Origin of the sequence: Enterobacter cloacae complex sp. SHL021 (genome assembly GCF_049237765.1) — a bacterium.
In the GTDB taxonomy this organism is placed as follows: Bacteria; Pseudomonadota; Gammaproteobacteria; order Enterobacterales; family Enterobacteriaceae; genus Enterobacter; species Enterobacter cloacae.
On record NZ_JBMKJG010000009.1, the window covers coordinates 109,625 to 130,105 of the forward strand.

Sequence of the window (20,481 nt, forward strand, 5' to 3'; positions counted from 1 at the left end):
TTTTTCATGTATATTCTGCATGTATCGTTTTTTCGGTGAGATTTAATGAAAAAGCTTTTTGTGCAGTTTTATCTTTTGCTGTTTGTCTGCTTCCTGGTAATGACCATGCTGGTCGGGCTGGTCTATAAGTTCACTGCCGAACGAGCGGGCAGGCAGTCGCTGGACGATCTGATGAAAAGCTCACTTTATCTGATGCGCAGCGAACTGCGTGAAATTCCACCACATGACTGGGCGAGAACCTTAAAAGAGCTGGATTTGAACCTGTCGTTCGATCTGCGCATTGAACCGCTGAAGGATTTCGATTTAGATCCGCCTGCCATGCAGCGCCTGCGTGACGGGGATATCGTGGCACTGGATGAGAAATACACCTTTATCCAGCGCATTCCGCGCAGTCATTATGTGCTGGCTGTAGGGCCGGTGCCTTATCTCTATTATCTGCACCAGATGCGCCTGCTGGATATGGCCCTGATGGCCTTTATCGCCATTTCACTCGCCTTCCCGGTCTTTATCTGGATGCGCCCACACTGGCAGGACATGCTGAAACTGGAATCCGCCGCACAGCGCTTTGGCGAGGGGCATCTTACCGAGCGTATTCACTTTGACAGCGGGTCCAGCTTTGAACGTCTGGGGGTGGCATTTAACCAGATGGCCGATAACATCAACGCCCTGATTGCCAGCAAAAAACAGCTGATCGACGGGATTGCTCATGAGCTGCGCACGCCGCTGGTGCGTCTGCGCTATCGGCTGGAGATGAGCGAAAACCTTACGGCGGCAGAGTCTCAGGCGTTAAACCGCGACATCGGCCAGCTTGAAGCGCTCATTGAGGAGCTGCTCACCTATGCTCGTCTTGACCGTCCACAAAATGAACTGCACCTCAGTACCCCGGATCTGCCGACGTGGATCCAAACCCATATTGATGACGTCCAGAGCGTCAATCCGCAACGCACCCTGTTAACGCGCGTCACGCCGGGAGATTACGGCGCGCTGGACATGCGCCTGATGGAACGCGTGCTGGATAATCTGATGAACAACGCCATGCGCTACAGCGAGAGCACGCTGCGAATTGGCCTGGACTTGCAGGACAATCAGGCCCGTCTGACGGTGGAAGACGATGGCCCCGGCATCGCCCCGGATGCGCGTGAAACCGTGTTCGAGCCGTTTGTGCGTCTCGACCCGAGCCGCGACCGTGCGACGGGAGGGTGTGGTCTGGGGCTGGCGATTGTCCACTCTATCGCGCAGGCGATGGGCGGCACGGTGCAGTGCGGGGAGAGTGAACTCGGCGGCGCATGCTTCTGCTTTAGCTGGCCGGTGTACCATAACATCGCCCTTCCCGTTCCTGCCTGACCTTAACCGCACGCTGGCCTGACCCGGCGTGCTGTGCTATACCATGAGTATGTTGTAACTAATGGGGATTCACATGGCGACATACGATCTTATCGAAAGGCTGAACAGCACCTTTCGGGAGATGGAGCATGAGCTGTTAACGCTAACCGAGCGCCTGCAGGCCTGCCGCCTGTTGGCTGCACGGGTCTTTACCCTGCCGGAGGTGGCAAAAGGCGCAGAGCACGATCCGCTGCAAACCATCGACGTCAAACAGCATATCGGCCAATCCGCGCGGGATCTGGCGCTACAGCACTATCGTCGCCTGTTTATTCAGCAGCAGTCAGAAAACCGCAGCAGCAAGGCGGCCGTTCGCCTGCCGGGGGTGATCTGTCTGCAAACGGACGCCGAAACCCGTGAGGCGCTGGAAACCCAGATTACGCACATCAATACCCTGAAAGCGGCATTTGAAAAGATCATTACCGAAGAGTCAGGCCTGGCGCCAGCTGCCCGCTTTGAGTGGGTGCACCGCCAGCTTCCGGGTTTAATCACCCTGAATGCCTACCGTACGCTGACGGTACTGCGTCAGCCCGCCACGCTGCGCTTCGGCTGGGCCAACAAGCACATTATCAAAAACTTTACCCGGGATGAGATCCTGGCCCAGCTGGAAAAGAGCCTGAAAGCGCCGCGCACCGTGGCTCCGTGGTCGCGCGAGCAGTGGATTGAGCGCCTGGAGCAGGAGTATCACAGCATCGCGTCATTGCCCGCAGAAACGCGCCTGAAGATTAAACGCCCGGTGAAGGTGCAGCCTATCGCCCGCGTCTGGTATTCAGGCCAGCAAAAGCAGATCCAGTACGCCTGCCCAACACCGCTGATTGCGCTCTATGATGCCGACCAGGGCGCCGTGGTACCGGACATTGGCGAACTGCTGAATTACGATGCGGAAAACGTTCAGCATCGCTATAAGCCTCAGGCGCAGCCGCTGCAGCTGATTATTCCCCGGCTGCACCTGTATGTGGCGACGTAACTATTTCAGGCTGCCGACCATCGCTTCAGGGCGAACCCAGGCATCAAACTCGGCTTCCGTGAGGTAGCCAAGCGCCAGCGCAGAGGCTTTCAGCGTCAGCCCCTCTTTATGCGCCTTTTTGGCGATCTCAGCGGCTTTGTCATAGCCGATATGGGTATTGAGGGCGGTCACCAGCATCAGCGACTCATTGAGCAACTGGCTGATTCGCTCGCGGTTCGGCTCAATGCCGGAGGCGCAATGCGCGTTGAAACTCTCCATACCGTCCGCCAGCAGCCGTACAGACTGAAGCACATTGTGGATAACCATCGGACGATAGACGTTCAGCTCGAAATTGCCTGACGCACCGCCCATGTTGACGGCCACGTCATTTCCCAGCACCTGACAGCAGAGCATAGTCATGGCTTCACACTGCGTCGGGTTCACTTTGCCCGGCATAATGGAGCTACCCGGTTCATTTTCCGGGATGCTGATTTCACCAATGCCGCAGCGCGGGCCAGAGGCCAGCCAGCGCACGTCGTTGGCGATTTTCATCAGTGATGCCGCCAGCCCTTTCAGCGCACCATGGGTGTGAACCAGCGCGTCGCAGGTTGCCAGCGCCTCAAACTTATTGGGCGCGGTAACAAACGGTTGCCCGGTAATCGCGGCCAGCTCTTCCGCCACGCGCACCGCGTACTCCGGATGGGTATTTAACCCCGTCCCCACCGCCGTGCCGCCCAGCGCCAGCTCAGAGAGATGCGGCAGGCTGTACTCAATGTGTTTGAGATTGTGTTCCAGCATCGCCACCCAGCCGGATATCTCCTGCCCAAGGGTCAGCGGCGTGGCATCCTGCAGGTGGGTACGCCCGATTTTGACGATATCACTGAAGGCCTGGGCTTTCTCGTTAAGGGTGCTTTTAAGCACATTTAGCTGCGGGATCAGCTGTTCACGGATGGCAATCACCGCCGCCACGTGCATTGCCGTCGGGAAGACATCGTTGGAGCTCTGGCTCTTGTTAACGTCATCGTTCGGGTGAACCTTACGCTCCATACCGCGCACGCCGCCCAGCAACTCGCTTGCCCGGTTGGCCAGCACTTCATTCATGTTCATGTTGCTCTGCGTGCCAGAGCCGGTCTGCCAGATGGCCAGGGGGAATTCGTCGGGATGCTTGCCCGCCAGCACTTCGTCGGCGGCACTGATGATGGCGTTGGCTTTGTCAGCCGCCAGCAGGCCCAGATCCAGATTCACTTTGGCGGCGGCACGTTTGGTCAGCGCCAGCGCCTGAATCAGCGAAACGGGCATTTTCTCTGTCGAAATACGGAAATGTTCCAGCGAGCGCTGGGTTTGCGCCCCCCAGAGTTTGTCGGCCGGAACGTCGATCGCGCCCATCGAATCTTTCTCACGGCGATGCGTTGTCATTACTTTCTCCTTGATAATTAAAGATGGGATTGCTCACATGCTTAAGAGATAAGTATTGATGACTTCTGAGAAACGTTATGGCGCTTTGTGCGCTCTTTTTGTTGTCGGGTGGCGTAGCCGCCACCCGGCTTTTTAGCTTACTTCACACATGCCGAACACTGAGAGGACTGGATCTGCTTGAAGAAGTCATTGCCTTTGTCATCCACCAGGATAAACGCCGGGAAATCTTCCACTTCAATTTTCCAGATCGCTTCCATACCCAGTTCCGGGTATTCCACGCACTCCAGGCTCTTGATGCTGCCCTGCGCCAGTACGGCCGCCGGACCACCGATACTGCCGAGGTAGAACCCGCCGTGCTTGTGGCACGCGTCCGTCACCTGCTGGCTGCGGTTGCCTTTCGCCAGCATGATCATGCTGCCGCCGTTGGCCTGGAGCTGGTCTACATAGGAGTCCATGCGGCCTGCGGTGGTTGGGCCTAATGAGCCGGAGGCATAACCCTCTGGCGTTTTCGCCGGGCCCGCGTAGTAGATCGGATGATCTTTGATGTACTGCGGCAACCCTTCGCCGTTGTCCAGGCGCTCTTTCAGCTTCGCATGGGCGATGTCGCGGCCGACGATGATCGTGCCGTTCAGGGAGAGACGCGTCGAGACCGGGTACTGAGACAGCTGCGCCAGAATCTCTTTCATCGGACGGTTCAGATCAACGCGAACCGCTTCACCTTCACCGGCTTTACGCAACTCTTCCGGAATGTATTTACCCGGGTTGTTCTCCAGTTTTTCGATCCACACGCCTTCACGGTTGATCTTCGCTTTGATGTTACGATCCGCCGAGCATGAGACGCCCATCCCCACCGGGCAGGATGCGCCGTGACGCGGCAGACGGATCACACGCACGTCGTGAGCAAAGTATTTACCGCCGAACTGTGCGCCGAGCCCCAGATTACGCGCTTCTTCCAGCAGCTCCTGCTCAAGCTGAACATCGCGGAACGCCTGGCCGTGTTCGTTCCCTTCGGTTGGCAGGCCGTCGTAGTATTTAGTCGATGCCAGCTTCACGGTTTTCAGCGTCGCTTCCGCCGACGTGCCGCCAATGACAAAGGCGATATGGTATGGCGGGCAGGCTGCAGTCCCCAGGGTACGCATTTTTTCCACCAGGTAGTTCTTCAGCTTGCCCGGTGTGAGCAGCGCTTTCGTTTCCTGGTAGAGGTAAGTTTTGTTGGCTGAACCGCCGCCTTTCGCGATGCAGAGGAATTTGTACTCATCGCCGTCCACGCTATAGAGGTCAATTTGCGCAGGCAGGTTGGTGCCAGTGTTGACCTCTTTATACATATCCAGCGCCGCGTTTTGCGAGTAGCGCAGGTTGTCTTCGGTGTAAGTGTTGTAGACACCGTGCGCCAGCGCGGCTTCATCGCCGCCTCCGGTCCAGACACGCTGGCCTTTTTTACCCACGATGATGGCCGTACCGGTGTCCTGGCAGGTCGGCAGAATGCCTTTTGCCGCGATATCGGAGTTACGCAGGAACTGCAGCGCGACATACTTATCGTTTTCGCTGGCCTCCGGGTCGCTGAGAATATCGGCCACCTGCTGCTGATGCGCAGGACGGAGCATAAACGAGGCGTCGTGGAAGGCGTGCTGCGCCAGTAAGGTCAGCGCCTGCGGATCGACCTTGAGGATCTCCTGCCCTTCAAACTCAGAGACAGAGACGTGATCGCGGGTTAACAGGTAATATTCGGTCTGATCCTTACCGAGCGGGAAAGGATCCTGGTAATGAAAGGGTTTGTTCGACATTGTTCTCTCACTTACTGCGTCGGTCTGATTATTCAGGGCAGATGTTCCGCTGCCCGGCTTAAAAGCGAGTCAGCTTATCCTACACAATTTTTTAACAAAAACTGAGACTAGTACGACTTTTTACATCCGCAGGTTACTTCCAGGTGGTTTATTGCTTTAATACCCGGAGTTTATTCCACATTTGAATCAGGGCTTGATAATGCAAAAACTCATCAACTCAGTGCAAAACTACGCCTGGGGAAGTAAAACTGCGTTAACGGAACTCTACGGTATCGCGAACCTGGACAACCTGCCGATGGCAGAACTGTGGATGGGCGCCCACCCGAAGAGCAGCTCAAAAGTTGAAGATGCCAGCGGCCAGGTGCGCGCGCTGCGCGACGTAATTGATGCCGATAAAGCCACGCTGCTGGGTAACAGCGTGGCCAACCGTTTTGGCGAGCTGCCGTTCCTGTTTAAGGTGCTGTGTGCCGATCAACCTCTCTCCATCCAGGTTCACCCGAACAAGAAAGCCTCTGAAATTGGCTTTGCAAAAGAGAATGCGGCCGGTATCCCGTTAGATGCCGCCGAGCGTAACTATAAAGATCCGAACCACAAGCCGGAGCTGGTCTTTGCGCTGACCCCTTTCCTGGCGATGAACGCGTTTCGCGAGTTCTCCGAGATCATCTCTCTGCTGCAGCCGGTCGCAGGAGCGCATAACGCTATCGCGCATTTCCTGGCAAATCCGAACGCGGAAAGCCTGAGCCAGCTGTTCGCCAGCCTGCTCAACATGCAGGGCGACGAGAAGTCCCACGCCCTGGCGGTGCTGAAAGCGGCGCTGGACGGCCAGCAGGGCGAACCATGGGACACCATCCGTCTGATTTCTGCGTTTTACCCGGACGACAGCGGCCTGTTCTCCCCGCTGCTGCTGAACGTGGTGAAACTAAACCCGGGCGAAGCCATGTTCCTGTTCGCAGAAACGCCGCATGCCTATCTGCAGGGTGTGGCGCTGGAGGTAATGGCCAACTCGGACAACGTGCTGCGCGCGGGTCTGACGCCGAAATATATCGACATCCCTGAACTGGTGGCTAACGTGAAGTTTGTGGCAAAACCTGCTGCCGAGCTGCTTACTCAGCCCGTCAAAAATGGCGCAGAGCTGGACTTCCCTATTCCGGTTGACGATTTTGCTTTCTCCCTGCACGACCTCAGCCAGACCGAAACGACCATCGCGCAGGAGAGCGCGGCAATCCTGTTCTGCGTTGAGGGTGAAGCGACACTGCATAAAGGCGAACAGCGTCTGGTGCTTAAGCCGGGTGAGTCAGCATTCGTTGCTGCTAATGAGTCCCCGGTCAGCGTGAGCGGTACCGGTCGCCTGGCGCGCGTATTTAATAAGCTTTAGACAATACTGAATTTTTTAACAACTCTTGCTAAGCTAGTGGCAGGCTTTATATCTCCGGGCGGTTTCTACCGCCTGGTTTCATTTTAGGGATAGTCGCAATGAAAAAATCGGTCGTAGCGGTAGGCGTGATTGTAGCGTTAGGCGTAGTCTGGACGGGAGCATCCTGGTTTACCGGGAAGCAGCTGGAGAGCCGTCTGGCTGAGATGGTGGCACAGGCTAACAGCCAAATTAAGCGTGGCGCACCGGAAGCGGGTGTAGAGCTGAGCTATCAGAATTATGAGCGCGGGGTATTCACCAGCCATATGCAGCTTGTGGTGAAGCCCGTTGCCGGAAATGAAAATGGCTGGCTGAAGCCGGGCCAGACGGTGGTGCTGGATGAGGTGGTAAGTCACGGTCCGTTCCCGCTGGCGCAGCTGAAGTCCTTTAATCTGATCCCATCAATGGCGTCCGTTCACACCGTGCTGGTGAATAACGACTTAACTAAGCCGCTGTTCGAACTGGCAAAAAATGAATCACCTTTCGCGGTTGATACCCGCATCAGCTATGCCGGTGACACCAGCTCGAATATCGCGCTGAAGGCGCTGAACTACGAGAAAGAGAACGAGAAAGTCACCTTCAGCGGTGGCAACTTCACCGTAGATGCTGACCGCGAGGGGAACGTGCTCTCCCTGACAGGGGAAGCGCAAAGCGGTCTGGTCAACGCCGTTAACGAATACGATCAGAAGGTACAGATTACCTTCAACAATTTGAAAGCAGACGGCAACAGCCGCATGACCGACTTCAAAGAGCGTATCGGCGATCAGAAACTCTCGATTGATAAGATTGCCATTGCGATTGAAGGTAAAGAGATGGCCGTGCTGGAAGGCATGGACGTTGATGGTAAATCGGATGTCTCCAAAGACGGTAAGAGCATCAATACTCAGCTGGATTATACCCTGAAGAGCCTGAAAGTGCAGAATCAGGATCTGGGTACCGGCAAGCTTTCGCTGAAGATCGGCAATATTGACGGTCAGGCGTGGCATGAATTCAGCCAGAAATACAGCAAAGAGAGCCAGGCTCTGCTGACCGATGCCGCGCTGCAGCAGAACCCGGAAGTGTATCAGCAGCAGGCGATGGCCGTGCTGTTCAACAACCTGCCTATTCTGCTCAAAGGTGAACCGGTGATCACCGTCGCTCCGCTGAGCTGGAAAAACAGCAAAGGCGAAACCAGCTTTAACCTGTCTCTGTTCCTGAAAGATCCGGCAACCGCAACGGGCGAACCGCAAACGCTGGCCCAGGAAGTGGATCGCAGCGTGAAGTCTCTGGACAGCAAGCTGACGATCCCAATGGACATGGCAACCGAGTTTATGACTCAGATTGCGAAGCTTGAAGGGTACGGCGATGACGATGCCGGCAAGCTGGCAAACCAGCAGGTGAAAGGCCTGGCGGCGATGGGCCAGATGTTCCGTATCACGAAGGTGGACGACAACACGATTTCCACCAGCCTGCAATATGCCAACGGCCAGGTGACGCTCAACGGTGACAAAATGCCGCTGGAGGACTTTGTCGGCATGTTTGGTATGCCTGCCCTGGGCATGCCGGAACCGGCTGAACCAGCAGCGCCAGCCGAACCTGCGGCGCCACAGCAGTAAACGACAAAACCCCTCGCATGAGGGGTTTTTTATTGCCGGGGGGCGGCGATGTCTTATCTGGCCTACGCTCCGCAACGTGCTCTGGGTTATTTCACCGTGACTAACCGCGCCGCCACAATCTGGTGCCCGGCCTGCACGTCTGTTTTTTCGATGCGTTGCATGATCCTGTCCGCCAGCGTGTAGCCCATCTCCCGTGCGGGCGTGGTGGCCCAGACGATGGGCAGATCGTCCAGCGCATTTTCGCCAACGTCGGCAAATGCCCCTAACGCCACCTGATGGCCGAAGAAGGTTTCAACACCCCCCTCACCGCTCTGACGCCCGGCGCGGATCAGACCAAACCAGGCCCCCATCGCAATCACATCGTTATAGCAAATCACGGCGCTTATCGTCGGACTGCTGCTTAACAGTGCACCGATCGCTTCTGCGGCTTTTTTCTGACTGGATTCACACTCTACCACCCACTCGCTGTGGAACGGTAAACCGTATTTAATCAGCGTCGCGCAATAACCGCCCACCCGTTCGGCGCGGGTCAGCGACGAGCTTTTTCCGCCGAGCCAGGCAATCCGCTGATGCCCGCGACGAATAAGATGCTCGGTCAACATTTGAGCCGCCTGCATGTTGTCTGGCCGCAGGGTATCGGCTTCATCCAGATAACTGGCGCGCGACGCAAAGACCAGCGGCACCCCTTTAGCGGCCGCGCGCTCGCATAATTCACTACTCACGCCCGACGCTCCGGCAACAATCACACCGTCAACGCCCTGGGTGAGCAGCATGTCGAGCCGGGAAAGAAGCTGGTCCGGCTCGCGCCCGCCGTGGAGCAGAAACACCATTCGTCCCTGCGCCTCCAGCGCTTCGGTTAACCCGGCGGTCAGTTCGGCGTAAAAGGGTGAAGTCAGGTCACGCACGATCAGGCCAATCACGCCGCTTTGTCCCCCGCGCAGGGCCGACGCCTGACGGTTACGCACAAAACCCAGTTGTTCAACGGCGTCGTTAACCCGCTGACCGGTCGCGGGAGAGATGCGCCCTTTTCCACTCAGGACCAGTGAAACGGTGCTGACGGAAACCCCCGCCGCCAGCGCGACATCGTTGATGGTGATCTTTTTCGCTACAGCCATGTGTTGGCGTGACTCCCTGATAATGAGATCGGTAAAACGTTTTATCAATACGTTATCTTTATACTACCAGTGAAAGGCTGAGAATGTGATTCAGCGCGCACTAAACTTTGATAAAACGTTTTATCTTCTCGCAGCATTGAAGCAGACAAACTGATTTTAACAATAAAGGAGTCGTTTTATGACGGCGAAAACAGCACAAAAAATATCGCTGTGGGAATTTTTCCAGCAACTGGGTAAAACCTTTATGCTGCCCGTGGCGCTTCTCTCGTTCTGCGGGATCATGCTCGGGATCGGCAGCTCGCTCAGCAGTAAGGACGTCATTACGCTGATCCCGTTCCTCGGTACCCCTGTGCTGCAGGCGATCTTTATCTGGATGAGTAAGGTCGGCTCCTTTGCCTTCAGTTTCCTGCCCGTGATGTTCTGTATCGCCATCCCGCTGGGCCTGGCGCGTGAGAATAAAGGCGTGGCGGCGTTCGCCGGTTTTGTGGGCTACGCGGTGATGAACCTTGCGGTGAACTTCTGGCTGACCGCCAAAGGCATCCTGCCCACTACCGATGCTGCGGTGCTGAAAGCCAACAACATTCAGAGCGTGATTGGTATTCAGTCCATCGACACCGGGATCCTCGGCGCGGTGATCGCGGGGGTCATTATCTGGATGCTGCATGAGCGCTTCCACAATATCCGCCTCCCCGATGCCCTGGCATTCTTCGGCGGCACCCGCTTCGTGCCAATTATTACTCTCGTGGTCATGGGGCTGTTTGGTCTGGTCATCCCGCTGATCTGGCCGGTCTTTGCGCTCGGTATCAACGGTATTGGCCGTATCATTAACGGCGCGGGCGATTTCGGCCCGATGATCTTCGGTACCGGCGAACGTCTGCTGCTGCCGTTTGGCCTGCAACATATTCTGGTGGCGCTGATTCGCTTCACCGAAGCAGGCGGTACCATGGAAGTGTGCGGTCATGATGTAAGCGGTGCGCTGACCATCTTCCAGGCGCAGCTGAGCTGCCCAACCACTCATGGCTTCTCTGAGAGTGCGACCCGCTTCCTGTCACAGGGTAAAATGCCGGCCTTCCTCGGCGGTCTGCCAGGCGCGGCGCTGGCGATGTACCACTGCGCCCGACCGGAAAATCGTCACAAAATTAAAGGGCTGTTGATTTCCGGGGTAATCGCCTGCGTTGTAGGCGGTACGACTGAGCCTATCGAATTCCTGTTCCTGTTTGTCGCGCCGGTGCTGTATCTCATCCACGCGGTGCTGACCGGTCTGGGCTTTACCGTGATGGCGGTGCTGGGCGTCACCATCGGTAACACCGACGGCAACGTAATTGATTTCGTGGTGTTCGGCATCCTGCATGGTTTGTCCACCAAGTGGTATCTGGTGCCGGTCGTGGCGGCGATCTGGTTCGTGGTGTACTACGGTATCTTCCGCTTCGCCATCACCCGCTTTAACCTGAAAACGCCAGGCCGCGATGCCGAAACCGCCACCAGCGTGGAACAGGCCGTTGCCGGTACAGTGGGTAAATCGGGTTATAACACGCCGGCAATTCTGGCGGCGCTGGGCGGTGCGGATAACATTACCTCTCTGGATAACTGCATTACCCGTCTGCGTCTGTCGGTGGCGGATATGTCGAAAGTGGATACCAATGCCCTGAAAGCCAACCGGGCAATCGGCGTGGTACAGTTGAATCAGCACAATTTGCAGGTGGTTATCGGCCCGCAGGTGCAGTCGGTCAAAGATGAGCTGGCCACCCTGATGCGCACAGTCGAAGCCTGATGCCTCACCCCCTCACGCTGAGGGGGTTTTACTTTAAGGACATACGTCATGTTTGATTTCTCGACCGTTGTCGATCGCCACGGCACCTGGTGTACACAGTGGGATTATGTTGCCGACCGTTTTGGTGCCGCCGACCTGCTGCCCTTTACGATCTCTGATATGGATTTCGCCACCGCCCCCTGCATTATCGATGCGCTACATCAACGTATTGATCACCGCGTGTTTGGCTACAGCCGCTGGAAAAACGAAGAATTCCTGGCCGCGGTGGCGCACTGGTTCCAGCAACGTTTTAACAGCCGGATTGATACTGAAACTGTTGTTTATGGCCCTTCCGTGATCTATATGGTCTCTGAGCTGATTCGCCTGTGGTCGATGCCGGGAGACGGTGTGGTGGTGCATACCCCGGCTTATGACGCGTTTTATAAAGCCATTGAAGGCAATGCGCGCCGCGTAGTGCCAGTGGCGATGGAGAAACAGGCGACGGGCTGGCAGGGAAATATGGCCGCGCTAGAGGCCGCCCTGGCGAAACCGGAAAACAAAATATTGCTGCTGTGCAGCCCGCAAAACCCGACCGGCAAGGTCTGGACGCAGGAGGAGCTGGCGCAGATGGCTGAGTTGTGCGCGCGCTATGACGTGGCGGTGATAAGCGATGAAATTCATATGGACATGGTATGGGGAGAACATCGCCACACGCCATGGAACAAGGTCGCGCGTGGTAAATGGGCACTGCTGACCTCAGGCTCCAAGAGCTTTAATATCCCGGCACTGACCGGCGCATATGGGTTAATAGGCGATGAGGAGAGCCGTAATGCGTATCTGGGCGCGCTAAAAGGCCGTGACGGTCTCTCCTCTCCCTCCGTGCTGGCACTGACGGCGCATATTGCCGCCTATCAGCAGGGTGAGCCGTGGCTTGCCGCGCTGCGCGACTATCTGGAAGAGAACCTGAAATTTATCGCACGTGAAATGAACAGCGCTTTTCCGGCACTTAACTGGACGCCACCCGAGGCGACCTATCTCGCCTGGATTGACCTGCGCCCGTTAAATATTGACGATCGCGCCCTGCAAAACGTGCTGATTGAGCAGCAAAAAGTCGCCATCATGCCGGGATATACCTACGGAAACGAAGGCATCGGTTTTATCCGCCTGAATGCCGGCTGCCCGCGCAGCAAGCTGGAACAAGGGGTGCAGCGGCTGATTGCGGGTATCAACACGCTCCTGTAGTTTGTTTGCGCAACGGAATATTCCCTTGCGCAAATAGCTTTTTACCTCGTTTTGTTTTTATAATGTGGCGCACTTTAACCAGAAAAGAGTGCGACCATGATTGATACACGCCTGCCTTTAACAGATATTCATCGTCACCTTGACGGTAACATTCGTGCCCAAACCATCCTCGATCTTGGCCGCCAGTACAATTTAACGCTCCCTGCTCAATCGCTTGAAACCCTGATCCCGCACGTTCAGGTCACCTCTAATGAACCGGATCTGGTCAGTTTTTTGAGCAAACTCGACTGGGGCGTAAAGATGCTGGCCTCACTGGATGCCTGTCGCCGTGTCGCTTTTGAGAATATCGAAGATGCCGCCCGTAACGGCCTGCATTATGTCGAACTGCGCTTTTCGCCAGGCTATATGGCGATGACCCACAGCCTGCCCGTTGCAGGCGTGGTTGAAGCCGTTATTGAAGGTGTCCGTGAAGGGTGTAAAGCCTTCGATGTGCAGGCCCATTTGATTGGCATCATGAGCCGTACCTTCGGCGAAGCGGCCTGTCTGCAGGAACTGGAAGCGCTGCTGGCGCATCGTGACGCGATCACCGCCGTCGACCTGGCCGGGGATGAACTGGGCTTCCCGGGCAGCCTGTTCCTGTCACATTTCAACCGCGCACGCGATGCCGGCTGGCATGTTACCGTACACGCCGGTGAAGCGGCGGGGCCGGAGAGCATCTGGCAGGCCATCCGTGAACTGGGTGCCGAGCGTATCGGACACGGTGTAAAAGCGGTGGAAGATCGCGCCCTGATGGACTTCCTGGCCGAGCAACGTATCGGGATTGAATCCTGCCTGACCTCCAATATTCAGACCAGCACCGTGCCCGCGCTGGATAAGCACCCGCTGAAAACCTTCCTTGAGCACGGCGTGCTGGCCTCGCTGAATACCGATGACCCGGCGGTACAGGGCGTGGACATTATCCACGAGTACACTGTCGCCGCACCGCAGGCGGGCCTGAGCCGCGAACAGATCCGCCAGGCGCAGATTAATGGGCTGGAGATGGCCTTCCTCACGCCGGAAGAGAAGCAGGCGCTTCGGGATAAGGTGGCAAACGCGTAACCCCTTTGCCGGGTGGCGGCTACGCCCTACCCGGCCAACAACACTTATGCCAGACAGAGCGTGGCGCGATGTTTGGCAGATTCAATGCCCAGTTCAATCAACTCCATAATCTGAATCGCCTGACTGGCTGGTACCGGGTTTTCCCCCGTGCCGTTCAGCGCATCACGCACGGCCGCATAATATGCCGGGTAGTTCCCCGGGCTCGTCAGCAAGGTTTCTTCCACCAGCGTCTCCCCCTCCACTTTGGTCACCACCCCGTCTCGCATATCATATCCCCAGTCTTCCTGAGGCAAACGCTCGCCGTTTTTCAGCCGGTCTTCCTGCGGATCCAGACCAAACTTCACATAGCTCCCGCGCGTGCCGTGAATGATATAACGCGCAGATTCCGCAGCCGCAACCATCGTTCCGTGCAGCACTATCCGCCGTTGCGGGTAGCTCAGGACGGCATGAAAATAATCGGTCGTTTGCGCGCCGGGTCTGAGCTGGGCCAGATCGACCGTCATACTCACCGGCAGGCCAAACAGATTCACGGCCTGGTCGAGCAGGTGTGGGGCTAAATCGTACCAGATGCCGCTGCCTGGCCCGGCTTGCTCACGCCAGCGGTTTCGCACCTGCGGCCGAAAGCGGTCAAAGTGCGATTCAAAGAAGGTTATCTCCCCGAGCGTTCCCTCGCTGAGCAGCGCTTTTACCGTGAGAAAATCGCTGTCCCAGCGGCGGTTATGAAACACCGACAGCAGTCTGCCAAGGCTTTTCGCCAGCGCGTCCAGCTCGCGTGCCTGAGACAACGTCACGGTAAAGGGTTTATCGACGACGACATGCTTACCGGCTTCCAGCGCCGCTTTCGCCAGCGGGAAATGGGTATCATTCGGCGTGGGGATCACAATTAAATCGATGTTCGGATCATTGAAAAGGTGCTTAGGCTCAGAGACAACCGGAACGGTGGGCCAGTCGGCATGCACCTTGGTGGCATCACTGCTCGACACCGCCGCCAGCGCCATTCCCGGCGTACCGGCAATTAACGGCGCATGGAATGTTTTGCTCGCATACCCGTAACCAATAAGCCCGACACGGATGCTATCACTCATAGTGTTGCCCTCTCCTGTGATGTTCTTATTTCACACTGGCTAACCTGGCCTCATGACAGATTAAGCATGTGCCATATGACTTAAAATAGCATCCTGCTCCGGTTGTTTTTGTTATATGGGGTTAACCCGCTGATTGTGCTTAAGGGAACCGTTCCCAAAGCACTTGCTGTCTCCCCCCTGGCGCTGTAACATTTGCAACCGGTATTTATGGATAAATTACAAACACGAATTATGACGTCAATTATTAATCGAATCATTGAATTAGCGGGATGGATTGTTCTTGGGGTATCGGTCATTTTGCTTGGCGTTGCCAGCCACATCGATAACTACCAACCGCCGGAGCCTGTCACTGTCGCCCAACCTAAGTAACCGGTTACGGTAATAAAGAGTGACATAATATGTCAGTTACTTATTGCCACTCCTGGTGAACACGGTTAACCTTCTCTTCCAGGCATCATCAGATGCCTGAATCTTTCGCAAAGAAAACTCCTAATTTAGTCGCGTTACCTGAGTGGGCAGTTTACGTCTTTATTAATCCGTTTATTATTCAAACGAATTACCTTAACGGGTATGACTCACTTTTATATGGAAACTTATTAATATGACAGTTCAGGACTATTTATTAAAATTTCGCAAGATCAATTCCCTTGAGAGCCTGGAAAAACTGTTTGACCACCTGAACTACACGCTGTCGGATAATCAGGACATCATCAATATGTATCGTGCAGCGGATCATCGCCGTGCGGAGCTGGTCTCCGGTGGCCGTTTGTTTAACGTCGGCGAAGTGCCTAAGTCCGTATGGCGTTACGTTTTATAAGAAAGTAGCCATCCGCGCGAAATGTTATATACTCTCCGCCCTGCAAACTGGCTGTACAACATTTCGCGCAGATTTATGGGAGAGTTCATGACCGCAACGCCTGGAGAAAGAATTGGAGGCTGGTTAATCGCCCCACTGGCATGGCTGCTGGTTGCCTTATTAAGCGCATCACTTGCGCTGCTGCTTTATACCACCGCGCTGGTTACCCCTCATGCAATCCAGACCCTGATGTCGCAAAGTGTGCTGAATATTACGCTGTGGTTCGTGTCGTTCGTCTTCGCCATAGGCATGTGGTACTACACGCTGTGGCTAACCATTGCGTTCTTTAAACGCCGCAAAAATGTGCCTAAGCACTACATCATCTGGCTGCTCGTTTCCGTACTGCTGGCGGTGAAAGCCTTTGCTTTTTCACCGGTTTCGGATGCGCTGGCCGTTCGTCAGCTGCTTTTCCCGTTACTGGCGGCGGCGCTTCTGGTGCCCTATTTCAAGCGTTCGACGCGGGTGAAGAACACCTTCGTGAATCCGTAATAACCTTACAGATAACCTGTTGTCGCCTGTTGTGGTTTATCCGATAATAGGCGGCTTTTTTATTTCAGGCTGAATAATGACCGATTTCTTACTGCTCTTTGTCGGCACAGTGCTGGTTAACAACTTCGTTCTGGTGAAGTTCCTTGGCCTGTGTCCGTTTATGGGCGTGTCCAAAAAGCTGGAAACGGCAATGGGCATGGGGCTGGCAACCACCTTCGTGATGACGATGGCGTCCATCTGCGCCTGGTTGATTGATACCTGGATCCTCATCCCGCTGGGTTTAGTCTATCTCCGTACGCTGGCCTTTATTCTGGTCATTGCCGTGGTGGTGCAATTTACCGAAATGGTGGTGCGTAAAACCAGTCCGGCGCTCTATCGTCTGCTGGGTATCTTTCTGCCGTTGATCACCACCAACTGTGCCGTTCTTGGCGTAGCGCTGTTGAACATTAATCTCGGGCATAATTTCATGCAGTCGGCGCTGTACGGTTTTTCTGCCGCCGTCGGTTTCTCGCTGGTGATGGTGCTGTTTGCCTCTATTCGTGAGCGCCTCGCCGCAGCGGATATCCCTGCGCCCTTTCGCGGAAACGCGATTGCGCTGGTGACCGCAGGTTTAATGTCTCTGGCCTTTATGGGCTTTAGTGGTCTGGTGAAGTTGTAATGAATACCATCTGGATTGCCATCGCCTCCATCAGCGTGCTGGGGTTGGTGTTTGGCCTGATTCTGGGTTACGCCTCCCGCCGATTCGCGGTAGAGGACGATCCTGTTGTTGAAAAAATCGATGAGCTTTTGCCGCAAAGCCAGTGTGGGCAGTGCGGCTATCCTGGCTGTCGTCCCTATGCAGAAGCCGTGGGTATTCAGGGTGAGAAAATCAACCGCTGTGCGCCAGGCGGCGAAGCGGTAATGCTAAAAATTGCAGCGCTGCTAAACGTCGACCCACAGCCCATTGATGGCGATGCGCAGGTGCAGGAGCCCGTGCGTGCCCTCGCGGTGATTGACGAAGCGAACTGCATTGGCTGCACCAAGTGTATTCAGGCATGCCCTGTCGACGCCATTGTTGGCGCCACCCGCGCCATGCACACCGTTGTGGCGGATCTGTGCACCGGCTGTAACCTCTGCGTGGCCCCCTGCCCGACGCAATGTATTGAGTTGCGCCCGGTTGAAACGACTACCGAAAGCTGGAAGTGGGATCTTCAAACCATTCCGGTTCGCAATATTCCTGTGGAACAACATGCTTAAGTTATTTTCTGCTTTCAGAAAAGAGAAGATTTGGGACTTTGACGGCGGGATCCATCCGCCAGAGATGAAAACCCAGTCCAGCGGCACGCCGCTGCGTCAAATTCCGCTGGCGACCCGTTTCGTCATGCCGCTGAAGCAGCACATTGGCGCTGAGGGTGAGTTGTGCGTTAAAGAAGGCGATACCGTCCTTCGCGGCCAGCCATTGACCTTTGGTCGTGGGCGTATGCTGCCGATCCACGCCCCGACATCCGGTAAAGTGGTGGCGATTACCCCACACACCGTTGCACATCCGTCAGCCCTCTCCGAACTGAGCGTCATTATTGAAGCCGACGGCGAAGACCGCTGGATCGAACGTGATGGCTGGAGCGACTACCGCGCCCGCAGCCGGGAAGCGCTTATCGACCGTATTCATCAGTTCGGCGTTGCCGGGCTGGGTGGCGCAGGGTTCCCGACCGGCGTCAAACTGCGCGGTGGCGGCGATAAAATTCAGACCCTGATTATCAACGCCGCCGAATGCGAACCCTATATCACCGCCGATGACCGCCTGATGCAGGACTGCGCCGCGCAGGTCGTGGAGGGGATCCGTATCCTCGCCCATGTGCTGCAACCCCGTGAAGTGCTGATTGGCATTGAGGATAACAAACCGCAGGCCATTTCCATGCTGCGCGCGGTACTCGCCGGTAGCCACGATATCAGCCTGCGCGTCATTCCGACCAAGTACCCGTCGGGCGGGGCAAAACAGCTGACGCAAATACTCACCGGAAAACAGGTTCCCCACGGCGGCCGCTCGTCGGATATTGGCGTGCTGATGCAAAACGTGGGTACCGCCTACGCCGTGAAACGCGCGGTGATTGACGGTGAACCCCTGACCGAACGCGTGGTGACGCTGACGGGCGAGTCAGTGTCTCGTCCGGGGAACGTCTGGGCGCGTCTGGGCACGCCGGTTCGTCATCTTCTGGAGCAGGCCGGATTCTGTCCCGGCAGCGATCAGATGGTGATCATGGGCGGCCCATTGATGGGCTTTACCCTGCCGTGGCTGGACGTTCCGGTCGTAAAAATCACTAACTGTCTGCTCGCCCCCTCCCCCACCGAAATGGGTGAAGAGCAGGAAGAGAAAGGCTGCATCCGCTGCAGCGCCTGCGCCGATGCCTGCCCGGCCGATCTGCTTCCACAGCAGTTGTACTGGTACAGCAAAGGTCAGCTGCACGATAAAGCGCAAGCGCATAATCTGGCTGACTGCATCGAATGCGGCGCGTGCGCCTGGGTCTGCCCTAGCAACATTCCGCTGGTGCAGTACTTCCGTCAGGAGAAGGCCGAGATTCATGCCATCTCGATGGAAGAAAAACGCGCTGCCGAAGCGAAAGCCCGCTTTGAAGCCCGCCAGGCTCGTCTGGAGCGTGAAAAACTGGCCCGTCAGGAGCGTCATAAGCAGGCTGCCGTTCAGCCAGGCGAGAAAGATCAGGATGCCATTAACGCGGCGCTGGCTCGCGTGCGCGAGAAAAAAGCAACCGCAGCGCAACCTGTGGTGATCTCCGCCGGTGAGAAGCCAGATAACAGCGAAGCCATTGCCGCACGTGAAGCGCGTAAGGCCGCGGCGCGCGCGCGTCAGGCGGAAAAAGCGCAATCAGGGCAACCGGAAGAAACCCGTGTTGATCCGCGTAAAGCGGCCGTTGAAGCGGCCATCGCCCGCGCCAAAGCACGGAAAGCGGGAGAGCAGCAGGTGGTCGTTGAGCAAGAGGCCGCAGACCCGCGCAAAGCCGCTGTTGAAGCCGCGATAGCCCGCGCTAAAGCGCGTAAAGCGGCGCAGCAACCGCAACCGGCCGCAGAAGAGGCGCCGGTCGATCCGCGTAAAGCGGCTGTCGAAGCGGCCATCGCCCGCGCCAAAGCACGGAAAGCGGCTCAGCAGGAAGTACAACAGCCTGCCGCGAACGACGATCCACGCAAAGCCGCCGTCGCCGCCGCGATTGCACGCGTTCAGGCGAAGAAAGCCGCACAGCAAGCAGTTAACGAGGATTAAATGGTTTTCAGAATCGCAAGTTCCCCTTACACCCATAACCAGCGCCAGACGTCGCGCATTATGATGCTGGTCTGCCTGGCTGCACTGCCGGGTATTGCCGTTCAGTTCTGGTTTTTCGGCTGGGGAACCCTGTTCCAGTTAGCACTGAGCTGTGCCAGCGCCGTAGCGGCCGAAGCGCTGGTGCTGAAGCTGCGTAAGATGAACATCTCCCGTATTCTCAGCGATAACTCCGCTCTGCTGACGGGCCTGCTGCTGGCCATCAGTATTCCGCCGTTTGCGCCGTGGTGGATGATCGTGCTCGGTACGGTGTTTGCGGTGATTATTGCCAAACAGCTGTACGGTGGGCTGGGCCACAATCCCTTTAACCCGGCGATGGTCGGCTACGTGGTACTGCTTATCTCCTTCCCGGTACAAATGACCAGTTGGCTGCCGCCGCACGATATCGCCGCCACGGTGCCGGGTTTTATGGATGCCCTTCAGGTGATCTTTTCCGGCCATACGGCGTCCGGTGCCGATATGAATGCGTTGCGTATGGGCGTGGATGGTGTCAGCCAGGCCACACCGCTCGATACGTTTAAAACGTCCCTGCGTGCCGGGCACAGCGTTGAGCAGATCATGCAATCAGCCATCTACAGCGGCGTGCTGGCCGGTGCAGGCTGGCAGTGGGTTAACCTGGCATATCTGTTGGGCGGCCTGTTCCTGCTGCAGCAGAAAGCGATCCGCTGGCATATTCCGGTGAGCTTCCTGGTCACGCTCGCGGTCTGCTCCACGCTGGGCTGGCTCTTCTCTCCTGAATCCCTGGCGAGCCCGCAGATGCATCTGCTCTCTGGTGCCACCATGCTGGGCGCGTTCTTTATTCTGACCGATCCGGTAACCGCCTCGACCACCAATCGCGGTCGTCTGATCTTCGGTGCGCTGGCCGGTCTGCTGGTGTGGCTGATCCGCAGTTTCGGCGGATACCCGGATGGCGTAGCGTTCGCCGTCCTGCTTGCCAACATCACCGTTCCGCTCATTGACTACTACACGCGCCCACGCGTGTACGGCCATCGTTAAGGGTTTCG

General features: G+C 56.5%; 18 protein-coding genes. 14 read left to right on the forward strand and 4 right to left on the reverse strand.

Going from position 1 to position 20,481, the window contains the following annotated elements; all coding sequences use genetic code 11:
- Window positions 1-45 precede the first annotated feature (45 nt).
- Together rstB and tus are read left to right on the forward strand one after the other, a co-directional pair.
- A complete protein-coding gene (rstB, locus tag ACOTZF_RS11250) occupies window positions 46-1,344 on the forward strand; it encodes a two-component system sensor histidine kinase RstB (protein WP_013096876.1) in 1,299 nt (432 codons plus the stop codon).
- A gap of 73 nt (window positions 1,345-1,417) precedes the next feature.
- A complete protein-coding gene (tus, locus tag ACOTZF_RS11255; protein ID WP_029882784.1) occupies window positions 1,418-2,347 on the forward strand; it encodes a DNA replication terminus site-binding protein in 930 nt (309 codons plus the stop codon).
- Here tus and fumC read toward each other — a convergent pair whose 3' ends face one another.
- Window positions 2,348-3,742 carry a class II fumarate hydratase gene (gene fumC, locus ACOTZF_RS11260; RefSeq protein WP_097534227.1) on the reverse strand — a complete coding sequence of 465 codons (1,395 nt, stop codon included), beginning with the start codon at window positions 3,740-3,742 and terminating at the stop codon, window positions 2,348-2,350.
- A 137-nt stretch (window positions 3,743-3,879) separates the two neighbouring features.
- Window positions 3,880-5,526 carry a class I fumarate hydratase FumA gene (gene fumA, locus ACOTZF_RS11265; RefSeq protein WP_038419230.1) on the reverse strand — a complete coding sequence of 549 codons (1,647 nt, stop codon included), beginning with the start codon at window positions 5,524-5,526 and terminating at the stop codon, window positions 3,880-3,882.
- A 199-nt stretch (window positions 5,527-5,725) separates the two neighbouring features.
- Between fumA and manA the strand changes: the two genes are divergently transcribed.
- Both manA and ACOTZF_RS11275 read left to right on the forward strand, forming a co-directional pair.
- Window positions 5,726-6,901: a mannose-6-phosphate isomerase gene (gene manA, locus ACOTZF_RS11270; protein ID WP_062934337.1), complete on the forward strand. Its 1,176-nt coding sequence runs from the start codon at window positions 5,726-5,728 to the stop codon at window positions 6,899-6,901.
- 98 nt (window positions 6,902-6,999) lie between these two features.
- Window positions 7,000-8,532 carry a YdgA family protein gene (locus ACOTZF_RS11275; RefSeq protein ID WP_046887918.1) on the forward strand — a complete coding sequence of 511 codons (1,533 nt, stop codon included), beginning with the start codon at window positions 7,000-7,002 and terminating at the stop codon, window positions 8,530-8,532.
- An 86-nt stretch (window positions 8,533-8,618) separates the two neighbouring features.
- On the opposite strand, the gene ACOTZF_RS11280 is transcribed toward ACOTZF_RS11275, so the two are convergent.
- Entirely contained in the window at window positions 8,619-9,647 is a 1,029-nt protein-coding gene (locus tag ACOTZF_RS11280; RefSeq protein ID WP_029882782.1) for a Mal regulon transcriptional regulator MalI, read from the reverse strand.
- A 178-nt stretch (window positions 9,648-9,825) separates the two neighbouring features.
- Here ACOTZF_RS11280 and malX point away from each other — a divergent pair, with 178 nt between their 5' ends.
- The 3 genes from malX to add all read left to right on the forward strand — a co-directional run bounded on the left by malX (window position 9,826) and on the right by add (window position 13,737).
- A complete protein-coding gene (malX, locus tag ACOTZF_RS11285) occupies window positions 9,826-11,418 on the forward strand; it encodes a maltose/glucose-specific PTS transporter subunit IIBC (RefSeq protein WP_020688287.1) in 1,593 nt (530 codons plus the stop codon).
- A gap of 48 nt (window positions 11,419-11,466) precedes the next feature.
- Window positions 11,467-12,639 carry a MalY/PatB family protein gene (locus ACOTZF_RS11290; RefSeq protein WP_062934336.1) on the forward strand — a complete coding sequence of 391 codons (1,173 nt, stop codon included), beginning with the start codon at window positions 11,467-11,469 and terminating at the stop codon, window positions 12,637-12,639.
- Window positions 12,640-12,735: 96 nt separating this feature from the next.
- On the forward strand, window positions 12,736-13,737 hold the full coding sequence (add, locus tag ACOTZF_RS11295) for an adenosine deaminase (protein WP_129317871.1): 1,002 nt from the start codon (window positions 12,736-12,738) through the stop codon (window positions 13,735-13,737).
- Between the two features lie 44 nt (window positions 13,738-13,781).
- Here the strand turns inward: add and ACOTZF_RS11300 are convergent, their stop codons facing one another.
- Complete coding sequence (locus ACOTZF_RS11300) at window positions 13,782-14,822, reverse strand: oxidoreductase (protein WP_129251599.1); 1,041 nt, start codon at window positions 14,820-14,822, stop codon at window positions 13,782-13,784.
- 243 nt (window positions 14,823-15,065) lie between these two features.
- Between ACOTZF_RS11300 and blr the strand changes: the two genes are divergently transcribed.
- The 7 genes from blr to rsxD all read left to right on the forward strand — a co-directional run bounded on the left by blr (window position 15,066) and on the right by rsxD (window position 20,473).
- The gene (gene blr, locus ACOTZF_RS11305) at window positions 15,066-15,191 is read left to right on the forward strand and encodes a division septum protein Blr (protein ID WP_168112406.1); all 126 of its coding nucleotides are present in this window, start codon (window positions 15,066-15,068) and stop codon (window positions 15,189-15,191) included.
- Between the two features lie 232 nt (window positions 15,192-15,423).
- Window positions 15,424-15,639 (forward strand): transcription modulator YdgT, encoded by a 216-nt coding sequence (ydgT, locus tag ACOTZF_RS11310; protein ID WP_013096896.1) that lies wholly within the window; start codon window positions 15,424-15,426, stop codon window positions 15,637-15,639.
- An 87-nt stretch (window positions 15,640-15,726) separates the two neighbouring features.
- Window positions 15,727-16,167 (forward strand): DUF2569 domain-containing protein, encoded by a 441-nt coding sequence (locus ACOTZF_RS11315; protein ID WP_013096897.1) that lies wholly within the window; start codon window positions 15,727-15,729, stop codon window positions 16,165-16,167.
- Between the two features lie 76 nt (window positions 16,168-16,243).
- The gene (gene rsxA / locus ACOTZF_RS11320; protein ID WP_129251598.1) at window positions 16,244-16,825 is read left to right on the forward strand and encodes an electron transport complex subunit RsxA; all 582 of its coding nucleotides are present in this window, start codon (window positions 16,244-16,246) and stop codon (window positions 16,823-16,825) included.
- A complete protein-coding gene (rsxB, locus tag ACOTZF_RS11325; protein ID WP_013096899.1) occupies window positions 16,825-17,403 on the forward strand; it encodes an electron transport complex subunit RsxB in 579 nt (192 codons plus the stop codon). The genes rsxA and rsxB overlap by 1 nt, the downstream gene beginning before the upstream one ends.
- Window positions 17,396-19,420 carry an electron transport complex subunit RsxC gene (gene rsxC / locus ACOTZF_RS11330; protein ID WP_129251597.1) on the forward strand — a complete coding sequence of 675 codons (2,025 nt, stop codon included), beginning with the start codon at window positions 17,396-17,398 and terminating at the stop codon, window positions 19,418-19,420. Before rsxB ends, rsxC begins: the two co-directional genes overlap by 8 nt.
- A complete protein-coding gene (gene rsxD, locus ACOTZF_RS11335) occupies window positions 19,421-20,473 on the forward strand; it encodes an electron transport complex subunit RsxD (RefSeq protein WP_129251596.1) in 1,053 nt (350 codons plus the stop codon).
- Window positions 20,474-20,481: the final 8 nt, after the last annotated feature.

Bases quoted from the DNA above. Each gene is read 5' to 3' on its own strand.
- rstB (WP_013096876.1), top strand. From the start codon at position 46: ATGAAAAAGCTTTTTGTGCAGTTTTATCTTTTGCTGTTTGTCTGCTTC.
- tus (WP_029882784.1), top strand. From the start codon at position 1,418: ATGGCGACATACGATCTTATCGAAAGGCTGAACAGCACCTTTCGGGAG.
- fumC (WP_097534227.1), bottom strand. From the start codon at position 3,742: ATGACAACGCATCGCCGTGAGAAAGATTCGATGGGCGCGATCGACGTT.
- fumA (WP_038419230.1), bottom strand. From the start codon at position 5,526: ATGTCGAACAAACCCTTTCATTACCAGGATCCTTTCCCGCTCGGTAAG.
- manA (WP_062934337.1), top strand. From the start codon at position 5,726: ATGCAAAAACTCATCAACTCAGTGCAAAACTACGCCTGGGGAAGTAAA.
- ACOTZF_RS11275 (WP_046887918.1), top strand. From the start codon at position 7,000: ATGAAAAAATCGGTCGTAGCGGTAGGCGTGATTGTAGCGTTAGGCGTA.
- ACOTZF_RS11280 (WP_029882782.1), bottom strand. From the start codon at position 9,647: ATGGCTGTAGCGAAAAAGATCACCATCAACGATGTCGCGCTGGCGGCG.
- malX (WP_020688287.1), top strand. From the start codon at position 9,826: ATGACGGCGAAAACAGCACAAAAAATATCGCTGTGGGAATTTTTCCAG.
- ACOTZF_RS11290 (WP_062934336.1), top strand. From the start codon at position 11,467: ATGTTTGATTTCTCGACCGTTGTCGATCGCCACGGCACCTGGTGTACA.
- add (WP_129317871.1), top strand. From the start codon at position 12,736: ATGATTGATACACGCCTGCCTTTAACAGATATTCATCGTCACCTTGAC.
- ACOTZF_RS11300 (WP_129251599.1), bottom strand. From the start codon at position 14,822: ATGAGTGATAGCATCCGTGTCGGGCTTATTGGTTACGGGTATGCGAGC.
- ydgT (WP_013096896.1), top strand. From the start codon at position 15,424: ATGACAGTTCAGGACTATTTATTAAAATTTCGCAAGATCAATTCCCTT.
- ACOTZF_RS11315 (WP_013096897.1), top strand. From the start codon at position 15,727: ATGACCGCAACGCCTGGAGAAAGAATTGGAGGCTGGTTAATCGCCCCA.
- rsxA (WP_129251598.1), top strand. From the start codon at position 16,244: ATGACCGATTTCTTACTGCTCTTTGTCGGCACAGTGCTGGTTAACAAC.
- rsxB (WP_013096899.1), top strand. From the start codon at position 16,825: ATGAATACCATCTGGATTGCCATCGCCTCCATCAGCGTGCTGGGGTTG.
- rsxC (WP_129251597.1), top strand. From the start codon at position 17,396: ATGCTTAAGTTATTTTCTGCTTTCAGAAAAGAGAAGATTTGGGACTTT.
- rsxD (WP_129251596.1), top strand. From the start codon at position 19,421: ATGGTTTTCAGAATCGCAAGTTCCCCTTACACCCATAACCAGCGCCAG.